Origin of the sequence: Actinomadura sp. NPDC048021 (genome assembly GCF_040653135.1) — a bacterium.
GTDB lineage: Bacteria > Actinomycetota > Actinomycetes > Streptosporangiales > Streptosporangiaceae > Spirillospora > Spirillospora verrucosospora.
In genome coordinates, this window is the sequence record NZ_JBEZJQ010000008.1 from 90,599 (window position 1) to 108,768 (window position 18,170).

Consider the following 18,170-nt stretch of genomic DNA (forward strand, 5'->3'; position numbering starts at 1 on the left):
GCGGCCTCCCTTGATATAGTGAAGTATCAATATTCGCGCTTATTGAGACGTGAGCGGTATGGATCTCCGTCACCTCCGGTACTTCGTCGCCGTCGCCGAAGAACTCCACTTCGGACGCGCCGCCGAGCGGCTCAACATGGCGCAGCCGCCGCTGTCGCAGGCGATCCGCCGGCTGGAGGGCGACCTCGGCGTGGAACTGCTGCACCGGACCACCCGCCGGGTCGAGCTCACCGACGCGGGCCGCGGCTACCTGGCGCGGGCCCGGAAGATCCTCGGTGAGGTGGCCGAGGCCGCGCACGAGGCCCGCCGGGTCGCGGCCGGCGCGGTCGGCCATCTCGCGATCGGCTGCGTCGGGTCGGCCACCTACAGCCTGCTCCCCGCGCTCTCCCGCGGGCTCTCCCTGGAGTTGCCCGGCGTCGACTTCTCCTTCCGCGGCGAGATGCTGGTCCCCGACCAGGTCACGGCACTGCGGACCGGCGCGATCGACCTGGCGCTGCTGCGGCCGCCGATCGCCGATCTCTCGCTCACGGTCCTGCCGCTGCGCCGGGACCGGCTGGTCGTCGCCGTCCCCGCCGATCACCCCCTGGCGGCCCTTCGGGAGACGGGGGTCGCCGACATGGCGGGCGCCGACCTGATCGTGCACTCCGCGGACCGCCGTTCGGTGATGTACGACGTGGTGCTCGGCCTCTTCCGCGACGCGGGCGTCGAGCCCCGGATCCGCCACGAGGTCGGCGAGACCTCCACTCTGATCACCCTCGTCGCGGGCGGTCTCGGCGTGGCGGTCGTGCCCGAGCCGGTGACGGCCCTGGCCCTCGACGGCGTCGTCTTCCGCCCGCTGGCACGGCCCGCCGTGCACGTCGACCTCGCGCTCGCGCACCGGACCGACCGCACGGAACCCCACCTGGCCCGAGCCGTCTCCGTCATCCGCCGCATCGTCTGACCGACCCCGGGCGACCGCCGCCTGCGGCCGCTTCGGAGCCGGTGGCGCACGTTCTGGACGACTTCCGGGCGCCGGCCGCTCGTGGTCGCGGCCGCAGGCCGGCCTCTAGTCGGTGTCGCGGGCGTGGTCGGCCAAGGCCTGGTTCATGTCGAGTTCGTGTTCCTCAAGGTTCCACCTGTCTGCTTGGGATGCCTGGTTGGTGACCCAATAGATCATGGTGCCGTCGCGCAGGATCCGGCTGTAGCTGGCGAAGGACCAGTCGTTGCCGCCGTTGTGCCAGGCGACCCGGCCGTCCTTGGTGTGCAGGACGCCCCAGCCGTAGCCGTAGGCGGCCTCGGTGCCGGGGATCCGTGCGTGGGGCTCGAACATCTTGGCCTTGGCGGTGGCGCTGAGGATCGTGTCGCCGAGCAGCGCGCGGTGCCACTTGAACATGTCGCGGCCGGTGGACAGCATGCCGCCGTTGCCGCGCAGATACCAGTACGGTCCGTCGGAGGCCCAGGGGTGGTCGGACGGACGGCCCTGGCTCACGCCGTTCTCGTCGTACTCGACGGCCACCTCTGCGCGGGAGAATTTCGGCAGCACATAGCCCGTGTGGGTCATCCCCGCCGGCGCGAACAGGTGCGTTGCCAAGAACCGCTCGTAGCTGGTGCCTGACACCTTCTCGACGATGGCGGCGAGCACGCTGAAGCCCGTGTTCGAGTAGTGGAATTCCGCGCCGGGGCGGGAGACCAGCTTGGACTTCAGTGCCTTGCTCAGCATCTCGTCGCGGGAGACGCGTTCGTAGTCGTCACCAAGCCCCTCGGCCAGCCCGGCCGTGTGCGACAGCAGGTGGTGCAGGGTGATGCCGCGCTTGTCCGCGGGCACCGGGCCGAGGATCGTGCTGATCCGGTCGGTCGTCCGGAGCTTCCCCATCGTCTCCAGCTTCATGATCGCGGCCGCGGTGAACTGCTTGGTGATCGACATGACGTCGTACACGGTGTCGCAGGTGGCCGGGGTCCCGGCCGCGCGGTCCGCCAGGCCGAAGCCCTTGCAGTGCGCGAGCTCCGCGCCGCGGGCGGCGACCACCGTGCCGCCCGGTCCTTCGGGCAGCGTGCGGTCGAGGTAACGGGCGATCGAACGGTCGACGGGTTCGGCCGCGCTCCGGGCGGCCCTCGGCGCGCCCATGGCGTCGCCGCCGCAGCCCGCCACGGCCAGCGTGGTCGTGAGCGCCAGGGCGAAGGGGAGCGTATTGATCCGTTGCATGCGTCCTCCAGGGCGGTGTGGTGCGGGGGATGCGCCAGAGGCTGGCCGCGGCGGGCCGCGGTGATCAAGAGGTCGTGCCGTGCGAGCTTGTGCGAGACGCTGTGCGGCCTGGTCAGGCTGGGGCATAGTGGGGCGATCAACGAGCATCGGGGTGAGATCGTGAGCGCACCGCCACCGTCACCGGACGTGGCCACCGACGAGGCCGAGTTCGTCGCTGCGATGCGCCGGCTCAAGGCCTGGTCGGGCCTCAGCTACCGGCAACTGGAGCGTCGGGCCGCCGAGGCCGGGCGCGTGCTGCCCTACTCGACCGCGTCCACCGCGCTCGGCCGCAAGACCCTGCCCCGCGAGGAGCTGCTGGTCGCCTTCGTCCTGGCGTGCGGGCTGGGCGATGAAGAAGCGGCGTCCTGGGTGGCCGTCAGAAAGCGCATCGCGGTCGGCGAACGGGTCAGTGTGACCGAGCCGAGGGCGGTCCGAAGGCCGCGGTGGCGACCCGCGATCGGCTGGGCCGCTGTGATGCTGAGCCTGGCGCTCGCCGGCGGCACCACGCTCTCCATGAAGGCCAGCGAAGAGGTCGAGGCCGTCCAGGTCACCGTGGGCCGGTGATCCTGGCGGGGCGTCGAGCATGGAACTGGGCGGGCTCTGAGTCGGCTGGACTCTCGGCCCGGGCCTTGCTCTCCGCCGCAGGGGTAGTCAGTGGACGGCGTCGGCGAGACGTGTGGTCGCGGCGGCACGGCCCGCTTCGAAGGCCGCATGCAGCAAGGCGCCGTCGGACTCCAGGCGGCTGATGCGCGGTGAGTCTTCCGGAGGGCGGATCGACAGCACGGCGGGCCCGGCATGGTCCTGGTCGGCGTCGTGCGCGGCGAGCAGCAGGTCGGCCTCGGCGAGTCGGGCGTCCCGGGCGAGGAAGGTGGCCTTCAGCTCGGCCGTGTAGCGGCGCAGCCCGACGTCGGCGACCAGCCGGGAGCCGAATGAGGGGGCCGGGCGTTCCGGTGCCCGGTCGCTCAGTCTGCGCGAGCGAAGGACCAGCACGTGGGTCGCCCCGTCCCGCAGTGCCTGGCGGAAGGGGATCGCCTCGGCGACGCCGGCGTCGTAGTAGAGCCCGGGGCCGACGGAGACCGGCCGTCCGGAGAGCAGGGGCAGTGCCGCGCTGGCTCGCAGCGCCAGCCGTAGCGCGCGCTCGTCGACAAGGGCGCTGTGCAGGTCCACCGGGCCGCCGGTGACGACGTCGGTGGCCAGGGGATGGAACTCGATGGGACTGGCCAGCACCGAGGCGTAGTCGAGCGGGAACCGGCGGATGTAGACCTCTTCGACGAGCTGCTCGACGTCCACGATCGGACGGCCCCGCAGGAGGTTGCGCTTGCGGATCAGGGTCCGGGCGAAGACCGGGTCGGTCCAGCCGCGCACTCCCTCCGGGGTGGAGCTGAGGAGCCAGGCCGCCGAGATCGCGCCCGCTGACGAGCCGTAGACCGCGTCGAACAGCGGCAGAAGCCCGAGCTTGTGGATCGCCAGTGCCATGCCCGCCGAGACAGTGCCGCGCATCCCGCCGCCTTCGATGGCCAGCGCCACGCGGTGCCCGTCGTCGCGGGCACCCGGCCGGCTGCCCGCGATGGCCCGCTCGGCAAGGACCGGCAGAAGCCGGTGCCGGGTCTCCACGCCCACGTCTCCTCCTCCGTGTGGGTGCCCCTGCTCGGGCGTCCCCAACGAAGCCCATTGTGCCGTTCCCGCGCATCGGCTCCCATGCGGGAGGACGCACCCGTCTGGCCAGGACGCGGCCTACCGCTGGGCTGCCTGTTGTCCGGGCCTGGGGTCGGCCGCTGACACGACCCACCACAGTGCGGCCAGCGCCACCGCCTGCACGCTCAGCACGACCGGTACCAGCGCGGCATGCGCGTGCCCGGCGAGGGCGCCGAGCCCTGCTCCGCCGGCGAGCCAGGCGATGCCGTAGACCGCGGCGAAGGCTCCGTAGGCGGTCGGGCGGCGCGCGGCCGGGACGAGATCGGCGACCGCCGCCCGCATCGTCGATTCCTGTACTCCCATCGCCGCGCCCCACAGCACCGCGCCTGCCAGCACCGGAAGCAGCGAACCGGAGAACGCCAGCGCGGTCCCGGCGCCGGCCAGCACCGGCAACGCCACCAGGACGCGCAGGCCCCATCGGTCGAACAACCGGCCCGTCGCCAATGCCGCCACCGCGTCGGTCGCCATCGCCCCGGCGTACACCAACGGCACCGCCTGCGGACTCACCAGGTGCGCCTGCACCAGGTGGAACCCGATGAGCCCGAACGTGGCGAAGCCCGCCATCGTGACCGCAGAGAACACCGCGTAGCGCCAGAAGACCTGGCCCAGTCCCGCCAGCGGCGAGACGCCCCGCAGCGCCACGGAGCCCCTCGCCGGAGCCGGGGCGGGCACGCGTCCCACACCTTCCTCATAGGCCTGCGGGTCGGGGACGCGGCGGGCGAGCCAGACGAGAACGACCAGGACCGCGAGGCCGGGCACCGCCAGGATCCCGAAGCCGAGGGCGTACCCGTGCAGGGCGACGGCCGCGGCGACCAGCAGCGGTCCCGCGAACGCGCCTGCTTGGTCCAGCGCTTCGTGCACCGCGAACGCCGTCCCGCGGCCCATCGGGCTGCCGGCATGGGAGAGCAGTGTGTCCTTGGCCGGGCTGCGCGTCGCCTTGCCCACCCGTTCGGCCACCACGAGCGCGCACGCCCCGGCCAGCCCGACCGGCAGCGCCAGCGCGGGCACCGCCACGACCGTCAGGCCGTACCCGGCGATCGTCCAGGCCCAGTACCGGCCCGACCGTTCCGCCGCCGGGCCGCTCACCAGCCGGAGAACCAGGCCCGCCGCCTCGCCGGCACCCGTCACCACCCCCACCAGGACGGCGCCGGCGCCGAGCGACCCCAGGAACGGACCGGTGATCGATCGAGCTCCCTCGTAGACGACGTCCGCCAGGAGACTGACCACACCGAAGACCACGACGAACCGCCACGGCGACAGCGCCGGAGCCGATCCAGGAGTGGGCGGCTCGGCTCCGGTCCCCGAATCGGGGTGCTCGGAAGCGCTGTCGCCAGCCATGGGCTCTCCCACCGGGCATGCACGAAGGACACCAGGTAGGGACTGTTGGCGGAGCCCCACAGCGGCACCGCGGTTCGGGTACGGCGAGCCCCACCGCCGCAGACGTCCTTCTCCGAAGTGAAGCGGAGTCTTAGGACCGACCGTAACGACACGCGCTCCAGCATGGCAAGGCACCCGCATCGACCCAGGCGTGCAGCGTCGAGCGCGACGCGCGCGGTCCGCTGCGCGGGTCAGGATCGGTGTATCCGCTGGTAGTGGGCCTTGACCTTGGCCCGGTTGCCGCAGCCGCTCATCGAGCACCAGCGGCGTCGGCCGCTGCGTGAGGTGTCGAGGAACCACAACACGCAGCCGGTTCCCTCGCAGTGCCGCAGTCGTCCAGGGGGCGCCGTCCTGAGCAGGTCGAGGTAGGCCCTCGCGGCCAGCCAGGCGGGCCGCCACGCCTCACAGTCCAGTTCCAGGCGCTCGCTCGGAGCCCCGTCTTCGAGGTGAAGCCGCAGCCTGCCGTGCGCGAGGACGGTGTTGACCTGGTCATCGGCTCCTTCGTCCAGAGACAGGCGGATGGCCGCCCGGGCTGCCCGCAGTGGTTCTGCGCAGCGCTGGGGGTCGTCGACCTCCAGGCCGTGTTCCTGGAGCCACTCGGCAAGGCCGATGGGGTCGGCCAGTTCGTCGTGCACCACTCCGTCGGCCGGCCATCGCGTGTTGACCAGGTCCAGGGGCAACGGCTCGCCGGTCAGAGGTCTGCGCGCCATGGCGTCATTCTAACCGTCTATAGCCGGTTGACAAGTTAGAGTCTTCATGACACCTTCCTAACCGCTAAAGGGCATTTAGCCGGTTAGGGGAAGTGGATGCGGCGAGATCACGTGGCACGTGCGGCGCTGACGGCGCAGGCGGTGTCGTTCGGCTTGAACTTCTCGGCGGGTGTCTTCTTCGCGCCGGCGTCCGCCTCCTACGGGCTGTCCGCCGCGACGCCGGCGATCGCGGCCGGGATCGCCATCGCGCTGACCGGCCTGGCGCAGCCCTTGGTGGGCGTGCTGCTGGACCGGGTGGGAGCGAGGCTGGTGCTGCTGACCGGACTGACTCTGATCTCCAGCGGCTACGTGGCCTTGGCGGCCGTCCAGCAGGCCTGGCAGTTCGTCGCCGCCTACGTGGTCCTCGGCGGCCTGGGCTTCGCGGCCTCGTCCAGCCTGGCCGTCACCACGCTGATCGGCCACCGGTACGGTGACCGGGCCGGTCCGGCCCTGGCCCGCGCCTCGGTGGGCGTCAACGTCGGCCAACTGCTCGCCCCCTGGGCGGCGACCCTGCTCCTGGAGCCGGTCGGTGTACGGGGGACGTACCTGGCGCTCGGCCTCACCGGCCTGGTGGTCACCGCCGCGCTGGCGACGATCCTGCCCCGGGATGACCGCGGGGGGAACGCTCCCGCACCGGCCACCGCCGCTCTGCGAGGCAGGGGCCGCGTGCTGACGTCCTTCGCCCTGCACTCGGCGTCGCTGTACATGCTGGTCCTGCTGCTGCCCAAGTACGCCACCGAGCTGGGCTGGTCGGCCGCGCACGCGGGACGGCTGATCACCCTCAGCGCTCTCACCGCGGGGCTCACCTCACTGGCCACCGCCCGGCTGCTGCACCGGTTCGGCCCCGAGCCGCTGCTGCGCACGCTGCACCTGGTCCGCGCCGTGGCGCTGGTGCTGGCGGCCACCGCCACCGAGCCGGCCGCCCTCGTCGCTGTGGCGGTGCTCTTCGGCACGGCCTCCTTCACCGTGATCCCGCTGACGATGACGCTGCTGACCCGCGGCCTCGACCGGGCCCGGCTCGGCCGGGCGCTGGCCCCGGCATGGCTGATCCACCAACTCTCGGCCGGTGCCGCGCTGGCCTTGGCCGCCGCCGTCCACGCCCTGTCCGGCAGCTACCGGGCCGCCTTCGCCCTCGGCGTCCTGCTCAGCCTCACCGCCGCGGCGCTGGTCGCGCCCGCGGCCCGCGAACCAGTGGCGACCGCCACGCGATCCCGATGAACACCGCGAAAGGACACAACGCGATGACCACCCGGCACCACACCGTCAAGATCCAGGGCCTGGACGTCTTCTACCGGGAGGCAGGCGACCCGGCCGACCCCACGCTGGTGCTGCTGCACGGCTTTCCCACCAGCTCGGCGATGTTCCGCGACCTTCTCCGCGACCTCGCCGGCGACTACCACCTGATCGCACCCGACCACATCGGCTTCGGCCAGTCGGCGATGCCCGCGGTCGACGAGTTCGACTACGGCTTCGAGAAGCTCACCGAGATCACTCTGGGGCTGCTGGACAAGCTGGGCCTGGACCGCTTCGCCCTCTACATCCAGGACTACGGCGCACCGATCGGCCTGCGCATCGCCAGCCGGAACCCGGAACGCGTCACCGCGATCATCAGCCAGAGCGGCAACGCCTACATGGAGGGCTTCACCCCCTTCTGGGACGTCCTGTTCGCGCACGCCAAGGACCGCTCGCCCAACGAACCCGCCGTCCGTGGACTGCTGGAGCCGGACGCCACCAAGTGGCAGTACACGCACGGCGTGCCCGCCGACCGGGCGGACCGGCTGTCCCCCGACACCTGGACCCTCGACCAGGCCTACCTCGACCGTCCCGGCAACAAGGAGATCCAACTCCAGCTGTTCTGGGACTACCAGTTCAACCTCGACGGCTACCCGGCCTTCCAGGAGTACTTCCGCACCCACCGCCCGCCGGTCCTGGTCACCTGGGGCGGCAACGATGAGATCTTCGGCCCCGACGGCGCCCGCGCCTTCGCCCGGGACCTGCCGGACGCCGAGATCCACATCCTCGATGCCGGACATTTCGCGCTGGAGACCCACGGGCCCGAGATCGCCGCCCACATCCGCGACTTCCTCAGCCGCACCCTGCGCTGATGCGGGCGCCGACGATCCGAGCCACCTGATCCGCCGGTGCTGGCGGGGGCCGCCCCTGGGAGGGGAGGGGCGGCCCCCGTTCAGGCCCGTTCCGTTCGCCGGCCTTAGGAGATGTTGAAGTTGGGACGCAGCACCGCTGTGGCGGTCGTGCGGACTCCCGACTCCACGAGGGGGCCCTGGTTTCCCCCGATCGTGCTCAGCCTGCCCTGGCCGAGGTTGCGGACCACGATGTTGATGTGAGCGTTGTCGCCGTAGATGGCCAGGTCCCCTGGTCGTGCCTCACTGACGGGGAGGGCTCGTCCTGCGGCCCGCCATTGCCAGACGCCCGCCCACCGGTGGGCCGGTGTCCCCGTCGGGCTGTTCCAGTACGCCTTCGTGGCACCGGCTTTGTCGATCACCCAGCTCACGAAGTCGGCGCACCAGGGCTCACCGTTGTACTGGTTGTACTGGTTGAGGTTGTTGTCGCGGCCGCCTCTGTCTCCCGTCCCGATCAGTGACGTGGCCACGCTGATGACCCGGGCGGCGGATCCGTCACCCCCCTGGTACACCGGTGTCGACGGGGAGAGCGGGGTGCCGGACAGGCTCTTGCCGGCACTGTCGAACGGCGGGATGACGCCGCCGAAGAACCAGGCGTAGTCGACGGCGACCTTCTGCAGGGGCAGGGCCACGCTCTCGGATGTGCCCAGCCGCGACCAGGCGTCACTGTCCTGCGAGCCGACCGGCACGCTGATCTCCTTCAGCGGGCGTGGCGCCAGCCGCGGGATCACCAGGCCGTCCCGGCCGGACACCGGATCGGCCCGCCGGTTGGCCTCCTCCCTGGCCTGGTAGAAATTGGCCAGGCCCTTGAGATTGGCGGCGTCCACGCCGCCGGACAGGTCCGTGGCGATCCGGGAGAGCGTGGCGCTGTACCCCGCCGACCAGGAGCCGACCACGCAGGCCTTGTCGTCGATCGGATCAGGGATCCCGTATGTCGTCTCAAGAGCCTGCAGTTTCGGCTCCCAAGTCGTGTGCAGCGATGGGGCGTCCGGCGGGTCCTGCAGCGTGGCGAAGGCCGCCGAGCGCGGAGCCATCGCCGTGAGGAACCGTCTCATCACCGTGGTGCACGCCTCCGACGCGGTGTAGTCCTCCTGCGCGGGCCCGACCCTGGAGAAGAGCCCGAGGTCGTTGCTCATCGCGATGCTGATCTTCTGCCAGCCGCCGACCATCGGCTGGAAGACGCCGAGGTCGTGCGGGCGCTCCTTGGGCGGGACCTTCTCGACGGACAGCACCAGATCGGCGGCGCCGGCGATGTCGCCGTCCACGTCGCACCGGTTCTCGATGTGGGCCTCCTCCGCCTCCTTCTTGGTCATCGGGAAGACGCCCTGGCGATCGTCCTTGGAGTTGTCGCACTCGTCGGTCTTCCAGTGCCCGGCCCCGTAGCTGACCGACAGGGCCTCGTTGACGAGGATCCCCGTGGCGGTGGCCCGGTCGGTCTCGACGGTGTAGCCGAAGACGCCCTTCTGGTCGTAGGAGCCGCCGCTGACCAGATAGAGGTCCTGGAGGCGCGTGGCCTCGCAGCGCCAGATCGAAATGATCTTGAAGCTGACCGGCCACGGCCTGCTCGGGTCGTCCGGCGGGGGGACCGCGCACGGAGCGCCGGGGTCGGGGCTGCGGTCCATGAAGATCCCGGAGGTCTCGATGACCTTGCTCCAGTACCTGCGGGCGCCGGCCTGGTCCTTCCCGTCGCCGTCGGCCTTCCAGCGGGGGCTCTTCGGGTCGCGGTGCACCTTCTCCGCCGCCTTGACCAGCTCGAAGGCGACGAAGTACGAGGACTGGCACGGGTTCTGCGGATCGAGACCGTGCATCCGCATCTGGCCCGACGCCGCGGGGGTCAGCAGGTACGGACCGGAGCCCTGATCGTCCTTGCCGCCGATGTCGGGGTCCGGATCGGCGACGTCGCAGCCGCCCGCGTGCAGGCCCGTTGCCGCGGTCTCCGACGACCCGGCGCCCGCCCGGAACGCGGCGTCCTGGACCCCGGGCCCGCCGGGCGCGACGAGGAACGAGGCGGGCTGGACTCCGCCCGGGCCGGCTCCGGCCGGGTGGTCCCGTGCCGCGGCCCGCATCTTCGACATCACGCCGTCCGCGTACTTCCAGGCCGTCGGGTTGAAATCACACGCCCCCGGACACTGGTGCCATTTCTCCGGGGAGTCCCCCCAGCTGCCGGTGAAGTGCTCGACCGCGACCTGCTGCCACTTGTGGAACCTGTTCCAATTGGTGAGGACGTCCCTTTTGGCCCGGCGGTCCTGCACGCTCGGCGGTGCTTGGCACGCCCTCCGGTAGCCCGCGTAGTTGTTCCAGGTGCTGGTGATGTACTGGTAGGCGCCGCAGGCGCTGCTCTTCTTCGTCCCGGCGTTCTTGGTGTAGTCGCCGCCCGATTCCTGCATGCGCAGCGCCCAGAGGAACCAGCCGAGCTGGTGGCTGAGATCCCCGTCCGGCGGCGCGACGTGATCGTCGTCGGTGCCCGGCACGGTGGCGGCCGAGCCGGCCCCGGTGACCCCCTGGACGGGACCCGGCCCGGCGCCGACGGTGTTGCTGACGTTCGTGTTCGTGCCCCCGTCGGCGGAGCCGTCCCCGCCGGGGACCTCCTTCGCCTCGCGCCCCGGATCGCGATCGATGTTGTCGTACGGGCTGTAGCGGGCGAAGTCGGTCTGCGCCTTGGCCAGACCCGCCAGAATGGTCCAGGGCACTTCGGAGTAGTCCTGCGCGCTGCCCGACGTCTGCTCTGACGCCTGCTTCAGGATCTGCTGCCAGCCTCCGGGAAAGTACGCGGCGACCTTTTCGTCCGAGGCCGCCTCCGGCTGCGACTCCGGGTCGTCGTCGACGTCGACGCCCAGAATCATTGCGGCGATCAGCACGATGCACAGGAACGGGACGAGGACCGGCAGCCCGACGCCCAGCAGCACCTTGAGCTTCCCGTGCTGATTCTCCTTATCCGACCCCGTACCGCTGGCCTTCTCCTTCTTGTTGTCGCCCTTGGTGTACTTGGCCTGGAAACCCTTCCAGAACGACTCCGGCACGAACCGCCCGGCGACAGACCCCTTGAGCCTCCGCATCACCAACCAGCGGCCGAGCCTGTTGCTCATGAGCCTGTCGAAGACCCCGGGCGCGTACCGGTCGAGGTAGCGGCCGAGAGCGAAGTTGGCGCCCTGGCCCGCGCCATGGGCGATCTTCTCGCCCGTGGAATCGCCTTCCGGCATCGACAGGCCGTACCTGCCCGCGACCTCCTCGGCGGCGTTCTTCGCGGCGTTCCTGGCGGCGCTCTTGGCGGCGCTCTTGGCGGCGTCTGCCACCGCCTTCTTGACCCCGCCCGGGGACGTGTCGTCGTTTCCGGGCGCATGATCTGAAGCATGGGGGCCCGCGGCCGGGCTGCCCGCACGCTGCCCGGTGAGCGGGTTGGCCGTAGACGGGACCTTGACCGGCCCCCCGAGCAACCCGGCGTCGCCGTAGGGGGCTCGGCCCCGCCCGTCCGCACCCCGATCGCTTCGCGACTGCTCGGCGAGGATGTCCTGGACGTTCTCCGGCCTCAGGGCCGCCGCGGCGATGCGGGGGTCCGACTCCAGCGCGGATGCTTCCTCCGGCGTGAGCTCGGCCAGATCGTCCAGAGGCGCGCCCTCTGCCACCGGCCGCAATTCCTCCGCCGCCCCGGGCCGAGGTAAGTCCGACGAAGGCTCACCGTCGTCCGGGGGCTGAGGTACTGATTCCCAGTTAGACCACAGGTTGGCCTTGTCATCCATCCAGGGCATTCCCCGTTACCTCGGTCCCGCTGCCTTGCTCAGCTCTAAAGTGGTCCCCGGCACAAAAGCTGCTCGGATACCACCGTCCGTCAGGTCGCGGCGGGCGCAAGCCGGATATCGGACTGCGGGCCTGCAAGCCGCGACCATTCCCGGACCCTGTCAGGGCAGCATCATCCATGACGCTGCTGATCAGCGCGACGGAATTTGAATTGGCCTTCTCGCCGCCGGGTCGCCGACCTCCCGCGGTCCGACCATTCAGGTCGTCGGAGTGGTTCCCGGCTGCGGCCCTTCGATGAGCTCGGCGAAGCGCGGGAAATGCTCGTCCGGAAGGGGGCCGCCCACGGTCAGGCCGAGCTGGTCGGTGACGGGGTGCGCCGGTTCGGCCGCCAAGGTCAGGTCAGCGTCCACGTAGATGATGACGTGGGCGATTCGAGGGTCGCCGGTGAAGTTGGGTGTGGCGCTGTGGGCGAGGCGAGAGTTGTGGAATGTGCAGTCGCCCGCGCGCAGGGGAACCGTGACGCGCCGTTCCCACAGCAGTTCGGGAGCCACGGCGAACATGTCGGCATGGTCGGACAGATCCTGTGGTCGCAGGCCGTCCAGGTGCTGGGAGCCCGGGATGAACGTCATGCAGCCGCGGTCGACCGGCACGTCCACCAGCGCCACCCAGGCCGAGAGCGCATGCCGTGAACCGGCGTGCGGCCAGTACGGCTGGTCCTGGTGGAACTCTGTCGCGGCCCCGTTCCTGGGCTCTTTGATCAGCAGCTGGTCGTGCCACAGCCGCAGCGGGATCCCCGCCAGCCGGGCGGCGATGGCCGCCAGGTCGGGGTTGAGGGTGAGCTCGCGCAGCGTCTCGTCGTGACGCCACAGCTGGAGCAGTTGCGTGAAGATCGTCCCGTTGTGGTGGTCCCGGACGGTGGTGCGGGCCGCCATCGCGGCTTCGGCGAACCTGCCCGCGTCGGCCCGGGAGATCACTCCGGGCAGGTGGACGAAACCGTCACGGCGATACGCTGACACGGTGTCCTCGGAGAGGTCGTCCGGAGTGGTGCGGGTTTCGGCACCGGCTGCTGCCATGGCTGTCATCTCTGCCTTATGGGGGTTGGCGTCTCGACAACTGTCGCCGCCGCCTCCGCCGGGCGGCTAGCACGAGAGCCCGACAGGCGTAGCACGATCTTGACAAGCGTCCATCGAGGGGAGGTCCGGTGCATCGCGTACGGCATGCCGAGGTGTTTCCGCCGGGTCGGCCGCCCATCGCCGCCGAGCGGTTCGAGCTGCGGAGCGACACCGCCTCTCACAGCCATGACTTCATCGAGCTCGCCGTCGTCACCGGTGGCACCGCCACGCACGTCTCGGCCGCGGGCGAGCAGCCTCTCGTCCGCGGCGCGGTGACGATGCTCCGTCCGGGCGACTGGCACGGCTACCGCGACTGCGACCGCCTGACCGTCTACAACCTGTATGTCAGCCCGGAGGCCTTTCGACACGAGCTGGCCTGGATGCGCGCCGCCCCGCACATCGGCCGCTCATTGCACGTCGCCGGCCGATCCGGCCGCCCTACCGGCCACCCGTTGCGGCTGGACCCCACGGCGCTGCGAGTGGTCGAAACCGGCCTGGCGGAAACCGCGGGCGAGCCCGGTTCCGATCCGGCCCTTCGTCCCGGCCCGGTCTACGCGGTGTGGGTCGGGATCCTGCTCTGCCTTCTGGGCGGGGTAGAGGCACATGGCTCCACGGACGCCACCGGCGAACGAACCGACCACGTCCACCCCGCTGTACTGGCCGCAGTGCAGTCCTTGGAGAGCGATATCGAGCGGGCGTGGAACCTGGACGAGCTCGCCTCCACGGTGAACTTGTCGCCTCCCTACCTGACTCGTATGTTCACAGCGCATCTCGGAGTTCCGCCCATGACCTATCTGGGCAGGCTGCGAGCGGAGCGCGCGGCGGCGCTCCTCATCGAGACCGACCTGTCCGTGGCAGCGATCGGAAGGCTCGTCGGCTGGCACGATCCGAACTACGCGAGCCGCCGGTTCCGGCACTTCTTCGCCCTCAGCCCGGCCGCGTACCGCAGCCGGTTCCGTCCCGGTGGGTAACAGACGATGTTCTGAACGTTGCGCCACCCCCTGGTCACCGCGATGCTCGCCACGACGATGCACCGGATGTCCGGCGGCCGGTTCGCGCTCGGCCTGGAGCGGGGCTTCGACATGCTCTTCGACGTGATGGGCCTGAGCCGCGTCACAGAGGCCCAGCTCGACGACTTCATCGGCATCATGCGCCGGTTGTGGCGGGGAGAGGCGGTCGTCGGGCACGACGGTCCCGCCGGAAGCCATCCGTACCTCAGCCAGGACCCCGCGTTCCGCGAAGACATCCCGATCATGCTCGTGGCGATGGGCGAGCGCACGCTGGAGTTCGCCGGCAGGGTCGCCGACGGGGTCGTCCTGCACACCTTCTTCACCGACCGGACCCTGGCCCGTGCGGTCTCCTCGATCCGCCGGGGCGCCGCGGCGGCGGGCCGCGACCCCGCTTCGGTGCGGGTGTGGTCGGTCCTGGCCACGGTGGGCGACCATCTGGACGAGGAGGCCCGCCTGCGCAAGCTGGTCGGCCGCCTGGCCACCTACCTGCAGGGTTACGGGGACCTGCTGGTCCGGGTCAACGAGTGGGATCCGGCCGACCTGGTCCGTTTCCGCGCCGACGACCTGGTCGACGGCTACCCCGGGGCCTTCGACGCCCTCGCCACGCCGGACGAACTCCGCCACCTCGCCGGGCTGCTCCCCGAGCACTGGCTGGAGGCGGCGGCGACCGGCTCTCCCGAACGGTGCGCGCGACGCGTCCTCGCCCAGTTCGACGCCGGCGCCGACAGCGTGGTCCTGCACGGCGCCCCCCCGCCGCCTGCCACCGCGCTCTGGCCGGCCACGGCGTGACCGGTTACTCCCTTGAGCAGTGCCGGGACGACTACGTCTTCGCCTTTACCGCTGCCACAGCACGGTCTGGGTGCCGTACGGTACCTCCGACTGGCTGACTGCCGGCCCGCTGAACGAGGTCATGCCGTTCAGCGGGCGTCTCGAACCGCGCGACCGGAGGAGCCGATGCTGGGATGACGGCAGAGCGACCGATGCCCACACAGGACGACGTGCTCGGCTACTTCGACACGCTGTCGAACTGGGGACGGTGGGGCGACGACGACGAGCTCGGCACTCTGAACCACATCACCGACGACGTCCGGCTGGCGGCGGCGCGGGCCGTGCGCCACGGCAGGAGCGTGTCGTGCGCATGGGAGGTCGCCGTACCGGAGGACATGGAGCGGGCGACGACGACGTGCCCGTGCGCCGCCGACATGCCCGGTGCCGAGAACATGCCGGCGCCCTTCCACAAGGACCGGCGCTGGGGCTTCTCGTCCGAGCGGCTCGGCATCACCTTCCACGGCAACACCCTCACCCACGTCGACTCGCCGTGCCACATCTTCTGGAACGGCACGATGTACAACGGGCGGTCACACTCGCTGGTCGACGCCGCGACGGGATCGGGGTGGGCGGCCGTCACGGCGGCGGCGAACGGGATCATCACGCGTGGCGTCCTGCTGGACATCGCGGGGGTCCGCGGCGTGCCGTGGCTGGAACCGGGGGACGGGGTGTTTCCCGAGGACCTGGAGGAGGCCGAGCGGCGCCAGGGGGTGCGGGTGCGATCCGGCGATGCGGTTCTCCTGCGCACCGGCTACGGCCGCGTCCGGCACGAGGCCGGTCAGGCCGGTGGATTCAAGCAGGCCGGCTGGCACGCGTCCTGCCTGCCCTGGCTGCATGAACGGGAGGTCGCGCTGATCGGCGCCGACACCCCTCAGGACGTCCAGCCGTCGGGGTACGAGGACGTGCTGATGCCCGTTCACGCGGTGAGTCTCGTCGCGATGGGTCTGTGGCTGGTCGACAACTGCGATCTGGAGGCGTGCGCGGCGACGGCTGCCGAGCTCGGCCAGTGGGACTTCCAACTGGCCGTCGCGCCGGTCCGCTTCGCCGGGACGTCCGGCAGCCCGGTCAACCCGATCGCCACGTTCTGACCTCGGGACTCGCAGGCGATCCCCACCCGGTAAATGCGTTGCGGCGTCCGGAACGGGCGTGCATGCTGGGGCGATCGAGCGGCGACGAACGCTGCCTGGACTAAGGAGGGCTGACGAATGGCCGTCACTGTGCTGCGGCATGTCCGCATCAGTCCCTTCTTGTTCAGGAGCGCATCCGTTGTCTTCCGAGTACGAAACCTCTGATACCTACTCCGACCTTCACTCCCGCTCGTCCGGTCTCGCCGGTGACGAGCCCCCGCCCGGTCCGGCCGGCGCCTTCGAGTTCGAGTTCCACTCGGTCGACGAGGAGCTGGGCCCGGATCAGCGGTGGTCCACCTGGCTGGACGTCGAGCGCGGCTCACGCGGCCCGGAACCGCGCCCCTCGTGGGTCGTCACGGAACAGGCTGCGATCGATACGGAGCTCGGCATCCTCAAAACCGGCAAGGAAGCCGACGTCTTCCTGCTCGAGCGGGCTGTCGAAGCCATCGGCGACAACCCGGCGAAGTCCTCGCTGCTGGCCGCGAAACGGTACCGCACCGAGGAACACCGGTCCTTCCACCGCAGCACGTCGTACGTCGAAGGCCGTCGTACCCGCAACAGCCGCGACAGGCGGGCGATGGCGAAGAAGACCTCGCACGGGCGCAGTGTCGCGGCCGGCCAGTGGGCGCACGCCGAATGGGGCGCCCTCAACCGGCTGTGGGAGGCCGGCGTCCCGGTGCCTTATCCCGTGCAGGTGGACGGCACCGAACTGCTGATGGAGTTCATCGACGACGGTGAGGGCGGCGCCGCGCCCCGGCTCGCCCAGGTCCGCCCCTCGAAAGAGCTGCTCGGCGTGTACTTCGAGCAGCTCCGCGACGGAATGCGTGAACTGGCCCGCGCCGGGCTCGCGCACGGCGACCTCTCGCCTTACAACGTCCTCGCCCAGGCCGAGCGGATCGTGATGATCGACCTGCCCCAGGTCGTCGACATCGTCGGCAACCCGAAAGGCATGGACTTCCTGATGCGCGACTGCCACAACATGGCCACGTGGTTCACGAACCGCGGGCTCGAGATCGACGAACAGGAACTGTTCGCCGACCTGCTCGCGATGGTGTTCTGATCGCCTTCAGCCGGCCTCCCGGCCCGAGGTGCCACCCCGGGCCGGGAGCCGGCCGGACGGATGATCCGCCGGGTGCGGTGTGGATCAGCTGGACGCGGGAGCCACGTACTTGTAGCAGGTGAGCCACGTGGTGTCGATGTCCACCGAGGCTCCGGCCGCTGCGTAGGCGCCGGCGAGCGCGCTCTCGTTCTGGAGGATCCAGTCGGCCGACTCGGGGAAGTCGGCGTTGACGGTCTTGACCAGCTTGCCGTCGAGGTAGAACCGCAGCGAGCCCGGCACGATCTCCGTCGAGTAGGTGTGCCACGAGGTCCACGCGGTGCCGGGCGCCACGTCGGCGCTGGACTCCTTGAAGCCGTGCGTGAAGACGCTCACGGGGTCGCTGGAGAAGTTCCCGCCCGCCTCCGGATAGTCCACCTCGTTCGGCGTGTAGCGCAGGTGGGCCATCTTGAAGCCGGGGGTGCGGGTGCGGACGACGAACCGTTCGGTGAACTTCCCGTACCGCAGGTTCATGCACTTCCGGGGAACCACGGCGGCCACGGAGTTGACGGAACCGTTGGAGGTCATGTGGACCCGCATCTGGCCGTCACCGTTGGACGCCGTGTAGACGCTCACGGCCTTCTCCGGCCGGTAGTACCCGCCGAACGTCCGGCCGCCGTTCCCGTCCGCCCCGCTCGTGGCGGTGTCCGGCCAGCCCGAAGGGTAGGCGCCCAGCGTGTCGTAGTAATGCGGATAGTTCGTCTTCAGCCCGGCGCAGCGGAAGTCTCCGTCACCGGCGCACGAGTTGAACGCGCCCGCGGGCACGTCACCGCCGTTGAAGTTCTCCGCGTAGAGCTGGACGAAAGGACCGCAGTCGCCGGAGGGTGTGTTGTTGTTCGTCACCGCACAGGCGTCCTGGGAAGGGAATGTGTCGGCGGCCGAGGAGACTCCGGGAGCGAGTGGCACACATACGAAAGCCGTCGCCAGTACGGCGACGGCCCTTCGCGCCATCAGAGTGGGGGTCATCCGGCACACTATATAAGTCGGATGATCAAGCGTCTCGGGTCTTTCCCGAGAAGTACCCGCCAATTAAGGCCCGCGACGGCATCGCGCGAATCGATCGAGCCGCCGGAGCCTGT

Annotated in this window: 15 protein-coding genes; 8 read left to right on the forward strand and 7 right to left on the reverse strand. The window is 70.6% G+C overall.

Features of this window, described 5'->3' with window-relative positions:
* Positions 1-58: 58 nt before the first annotated feature.
* Complete coding sequence (locus AB0C87_RS15310; RefSeq protein ID WP_360577986.1) at positions 59-940, forward strand: LysR substrate-binding domain-containing protein; 882 nt, start codon at positions 59-61, stop codon at positions 938-940.
* Positions 941-1,045: 105 nt separating this feature from the next.
* On the opposite strand, the gene AB0C87_RS15315 is transcribed toward AB0C87_RS15310, so the two are convergent.
* Complete coding sequence (locus tag AB0C87_RS15315; RefSeq protein WP_360577988.1) at positions 1,046-2,182, reverse strand: serine hydrolase domain-containing protein; 1,137 nt, start codon at positions 2,180-2,182, stop codon at positions 1,046-1,048.
* Between the two features lie 159 nt (positions 2,183-2,341).
* Here AB0C87_RS15315 and AB0C87_RS15320 point away from each other — a divergent pair, with 159 nt between their 5' ends.
* Positions 2,342-2,785, forward strand: a complete 444-nt coding sequence (locus AB0C87_RS15320; protein WP_360577990.1) for a hypothetical protein — start codon at positions 2,342-2,344, stop codon at positions 2,783-2,785.
* An 87-nt stretch (positions 2,786-2,872) separates the two neighbouring features.
* Here AB0C87_RS15320 and AB0C87_RS15325 read toward each other — a convergent pair whose 3' ends face one another.
* The 3 genes from AB0C87_RS15325 to AB0C87_RS15335 all read right to left on the reverse strand — a co-directional run bounded on the left by AB0C87_RS15325 (position 2,873) and on the right by AB0C87_RS15335 (position 6,003).
* A complete protein-coding gene (locus AB0C87_RS15325) occupies positions 2,873-3,841 on the reverse strand; it encodes a patatin-like phospholipase family protein (protein WP_360577992.1) in 969 nt (322 codons plus the stop codon).
* A gap of 114 nt (positions 3,842-3,955) precedes the next feature.
* The gene (locus tag AB0C87_RS15330; RefSeq protein WP_360577993.1) at positions 3,956-5,254 is read right to left on the reverse strand and encodes an MFS transporter; all 1,299 of its coding nucleotides are present in this window, start codon (positions 5,252-5,254) and stop codon (positions 3,956-3,958) included.
* A 230-nt stretch (positions 5,255-5,484) separates the two neighbouring features.
* On the reverse strand, positions 5,485-6,003 hold the full coding sequence (locus AB0C87_RS15335) for a CGNR zinc finger domain-containing protein (RefSeq protein WP_360577995.1): 519 nt from the start codon (positions 6,001-6,003) through the stop codon (positions 5,485-5,487).
* A gap of 111 nt (positions 6,004-6,114) precedes the next feature.
* On the opposite strand from AB0C87_RS15335, the gene AB0C87_RS15340 reads away from it, so the two are divergent.
* Both AB0C87_RS15340 and AB0C87_RS15345 read left to right on the forward strand, forming a co-directional pair.
* Positions 6,115-7,260 (forward strand): MFS transporter, encoded by a 1,146-nt coding sequence (locus AB0C87_RS15340; protein WP_360577997.1) that lies wholly within the window; start codon positions 6,115-6,117, stop codon positions 7,258-7,260.
* Positions 7,261-7,283: 23 nt separating this feature from the next.
* Entirely contained in the window at positions 7,284-8,147 is an 864-nt protein-coding gene (locus tag AB0C87_RS15345) for an alpha/beta hydrolase (RefSeq protein WP_360577999.1), read from the forward strand.
* 104 nt (positions 8,148-8,251) lie between these two features.
* On the opposite strand, the gene AB0C87_RS15350 is transcribed toward AB0C87_RS15345, so the two are convergent.
* Positions 8,252-11,806: a CHAP domain-containing protein gene (locus AB0C87_RS15350; RefSeq protein WP_360578001.1), complete on the reverse strand. Its 3,555-nt coding sequence runs from the start codon at positions 11,804-11,806 to the stop codon at positions 8,252-8,254.
* 369 nt (positions 11,807-12,175) lie between these two features.
* On the reverse strand, positions 12,176-12,934 hold the full coding sequence (locus AB0C87_RS15355) for a phytanoyl-CoA dioxygenase family protein (protein ID WP_360578002.1): 759 nt from the start codon (positions 12,932-12,934) through the stop codon (positions 12,176-12,178).
* A gap of 185 nt (positions 12,935-13,119) precedes the next feature.
* On the opposite strand from AB0C87_RS15355, the gene AB0C87_RS15360 reads away from it, so the two are divergent.
* The 4 genes from AB0C87_RS15360 (at position 13,120) to AB0C87_RS15375 (ending at position 17,055) form a co-directional block, all read left to right on the forward strand.
* Entirely contained in the window at positions 13,120-14,001 is an 882-nt protein-coding gene (locus AB0C87_RS15360; protein WP_353831120.1) for a helix-turn-helix domain-containing protein, read from the forward strand.
* Positions 14,002-14,019: 18 nt separating this feature from the next.
* Positions 14,020-14,829 (forward strand): TIGR03857 family LLM class F420-dependent oxidoreductase, encoded by an 810-nt coding sequence (locus AB0C87_RS15365; protein WP_360578004.1) that lies wholly within the window; start codon positions 14,020-14,022, stop codon positions 14,827-14,829.
* A gap of 173 nt (positions 14,830-15,002) precedes the next feature.
* Entirely contained in the window at positions 15,003-15,956 is a 954-nt protein-coding gene (locus tag AB0C87_RS15370; RefSeq protein ID WP_360578006.1) for a cyclase family protein, read from the forward strand.
* Between the two features lie 178 nt (positions 15,957-16,134).
* Positions 16,135-17,055, forward strand: coding sequence for an RIO1 family regulatory kinase/ATPase (locus AB0C87_RS15375; protein WP_360578008.1), 921 nt, complete (start codon positions 16,135-16,137; stop codon positions 17,053-17,055).
* An 84-nt stretch (positions 17,056-17,139) separates the two neighbouring features.
* Here the strand turns inward: AB0C87_RS15375 and AB0C87_RS15380 are convergent, their stop codons facing one another.
* A complete protein-coding gene (locus tag AB0C87_RS15380) occupies positions 17,140-17,934 on the reverse strand; it encodes a hypothetical protein (protein ID WP_345173766.1) in 795 nt (264 codons plus the stop codon).
* Between the last annotated feature and the right edge of the window lie 236 nt (positions 17,935-18,170).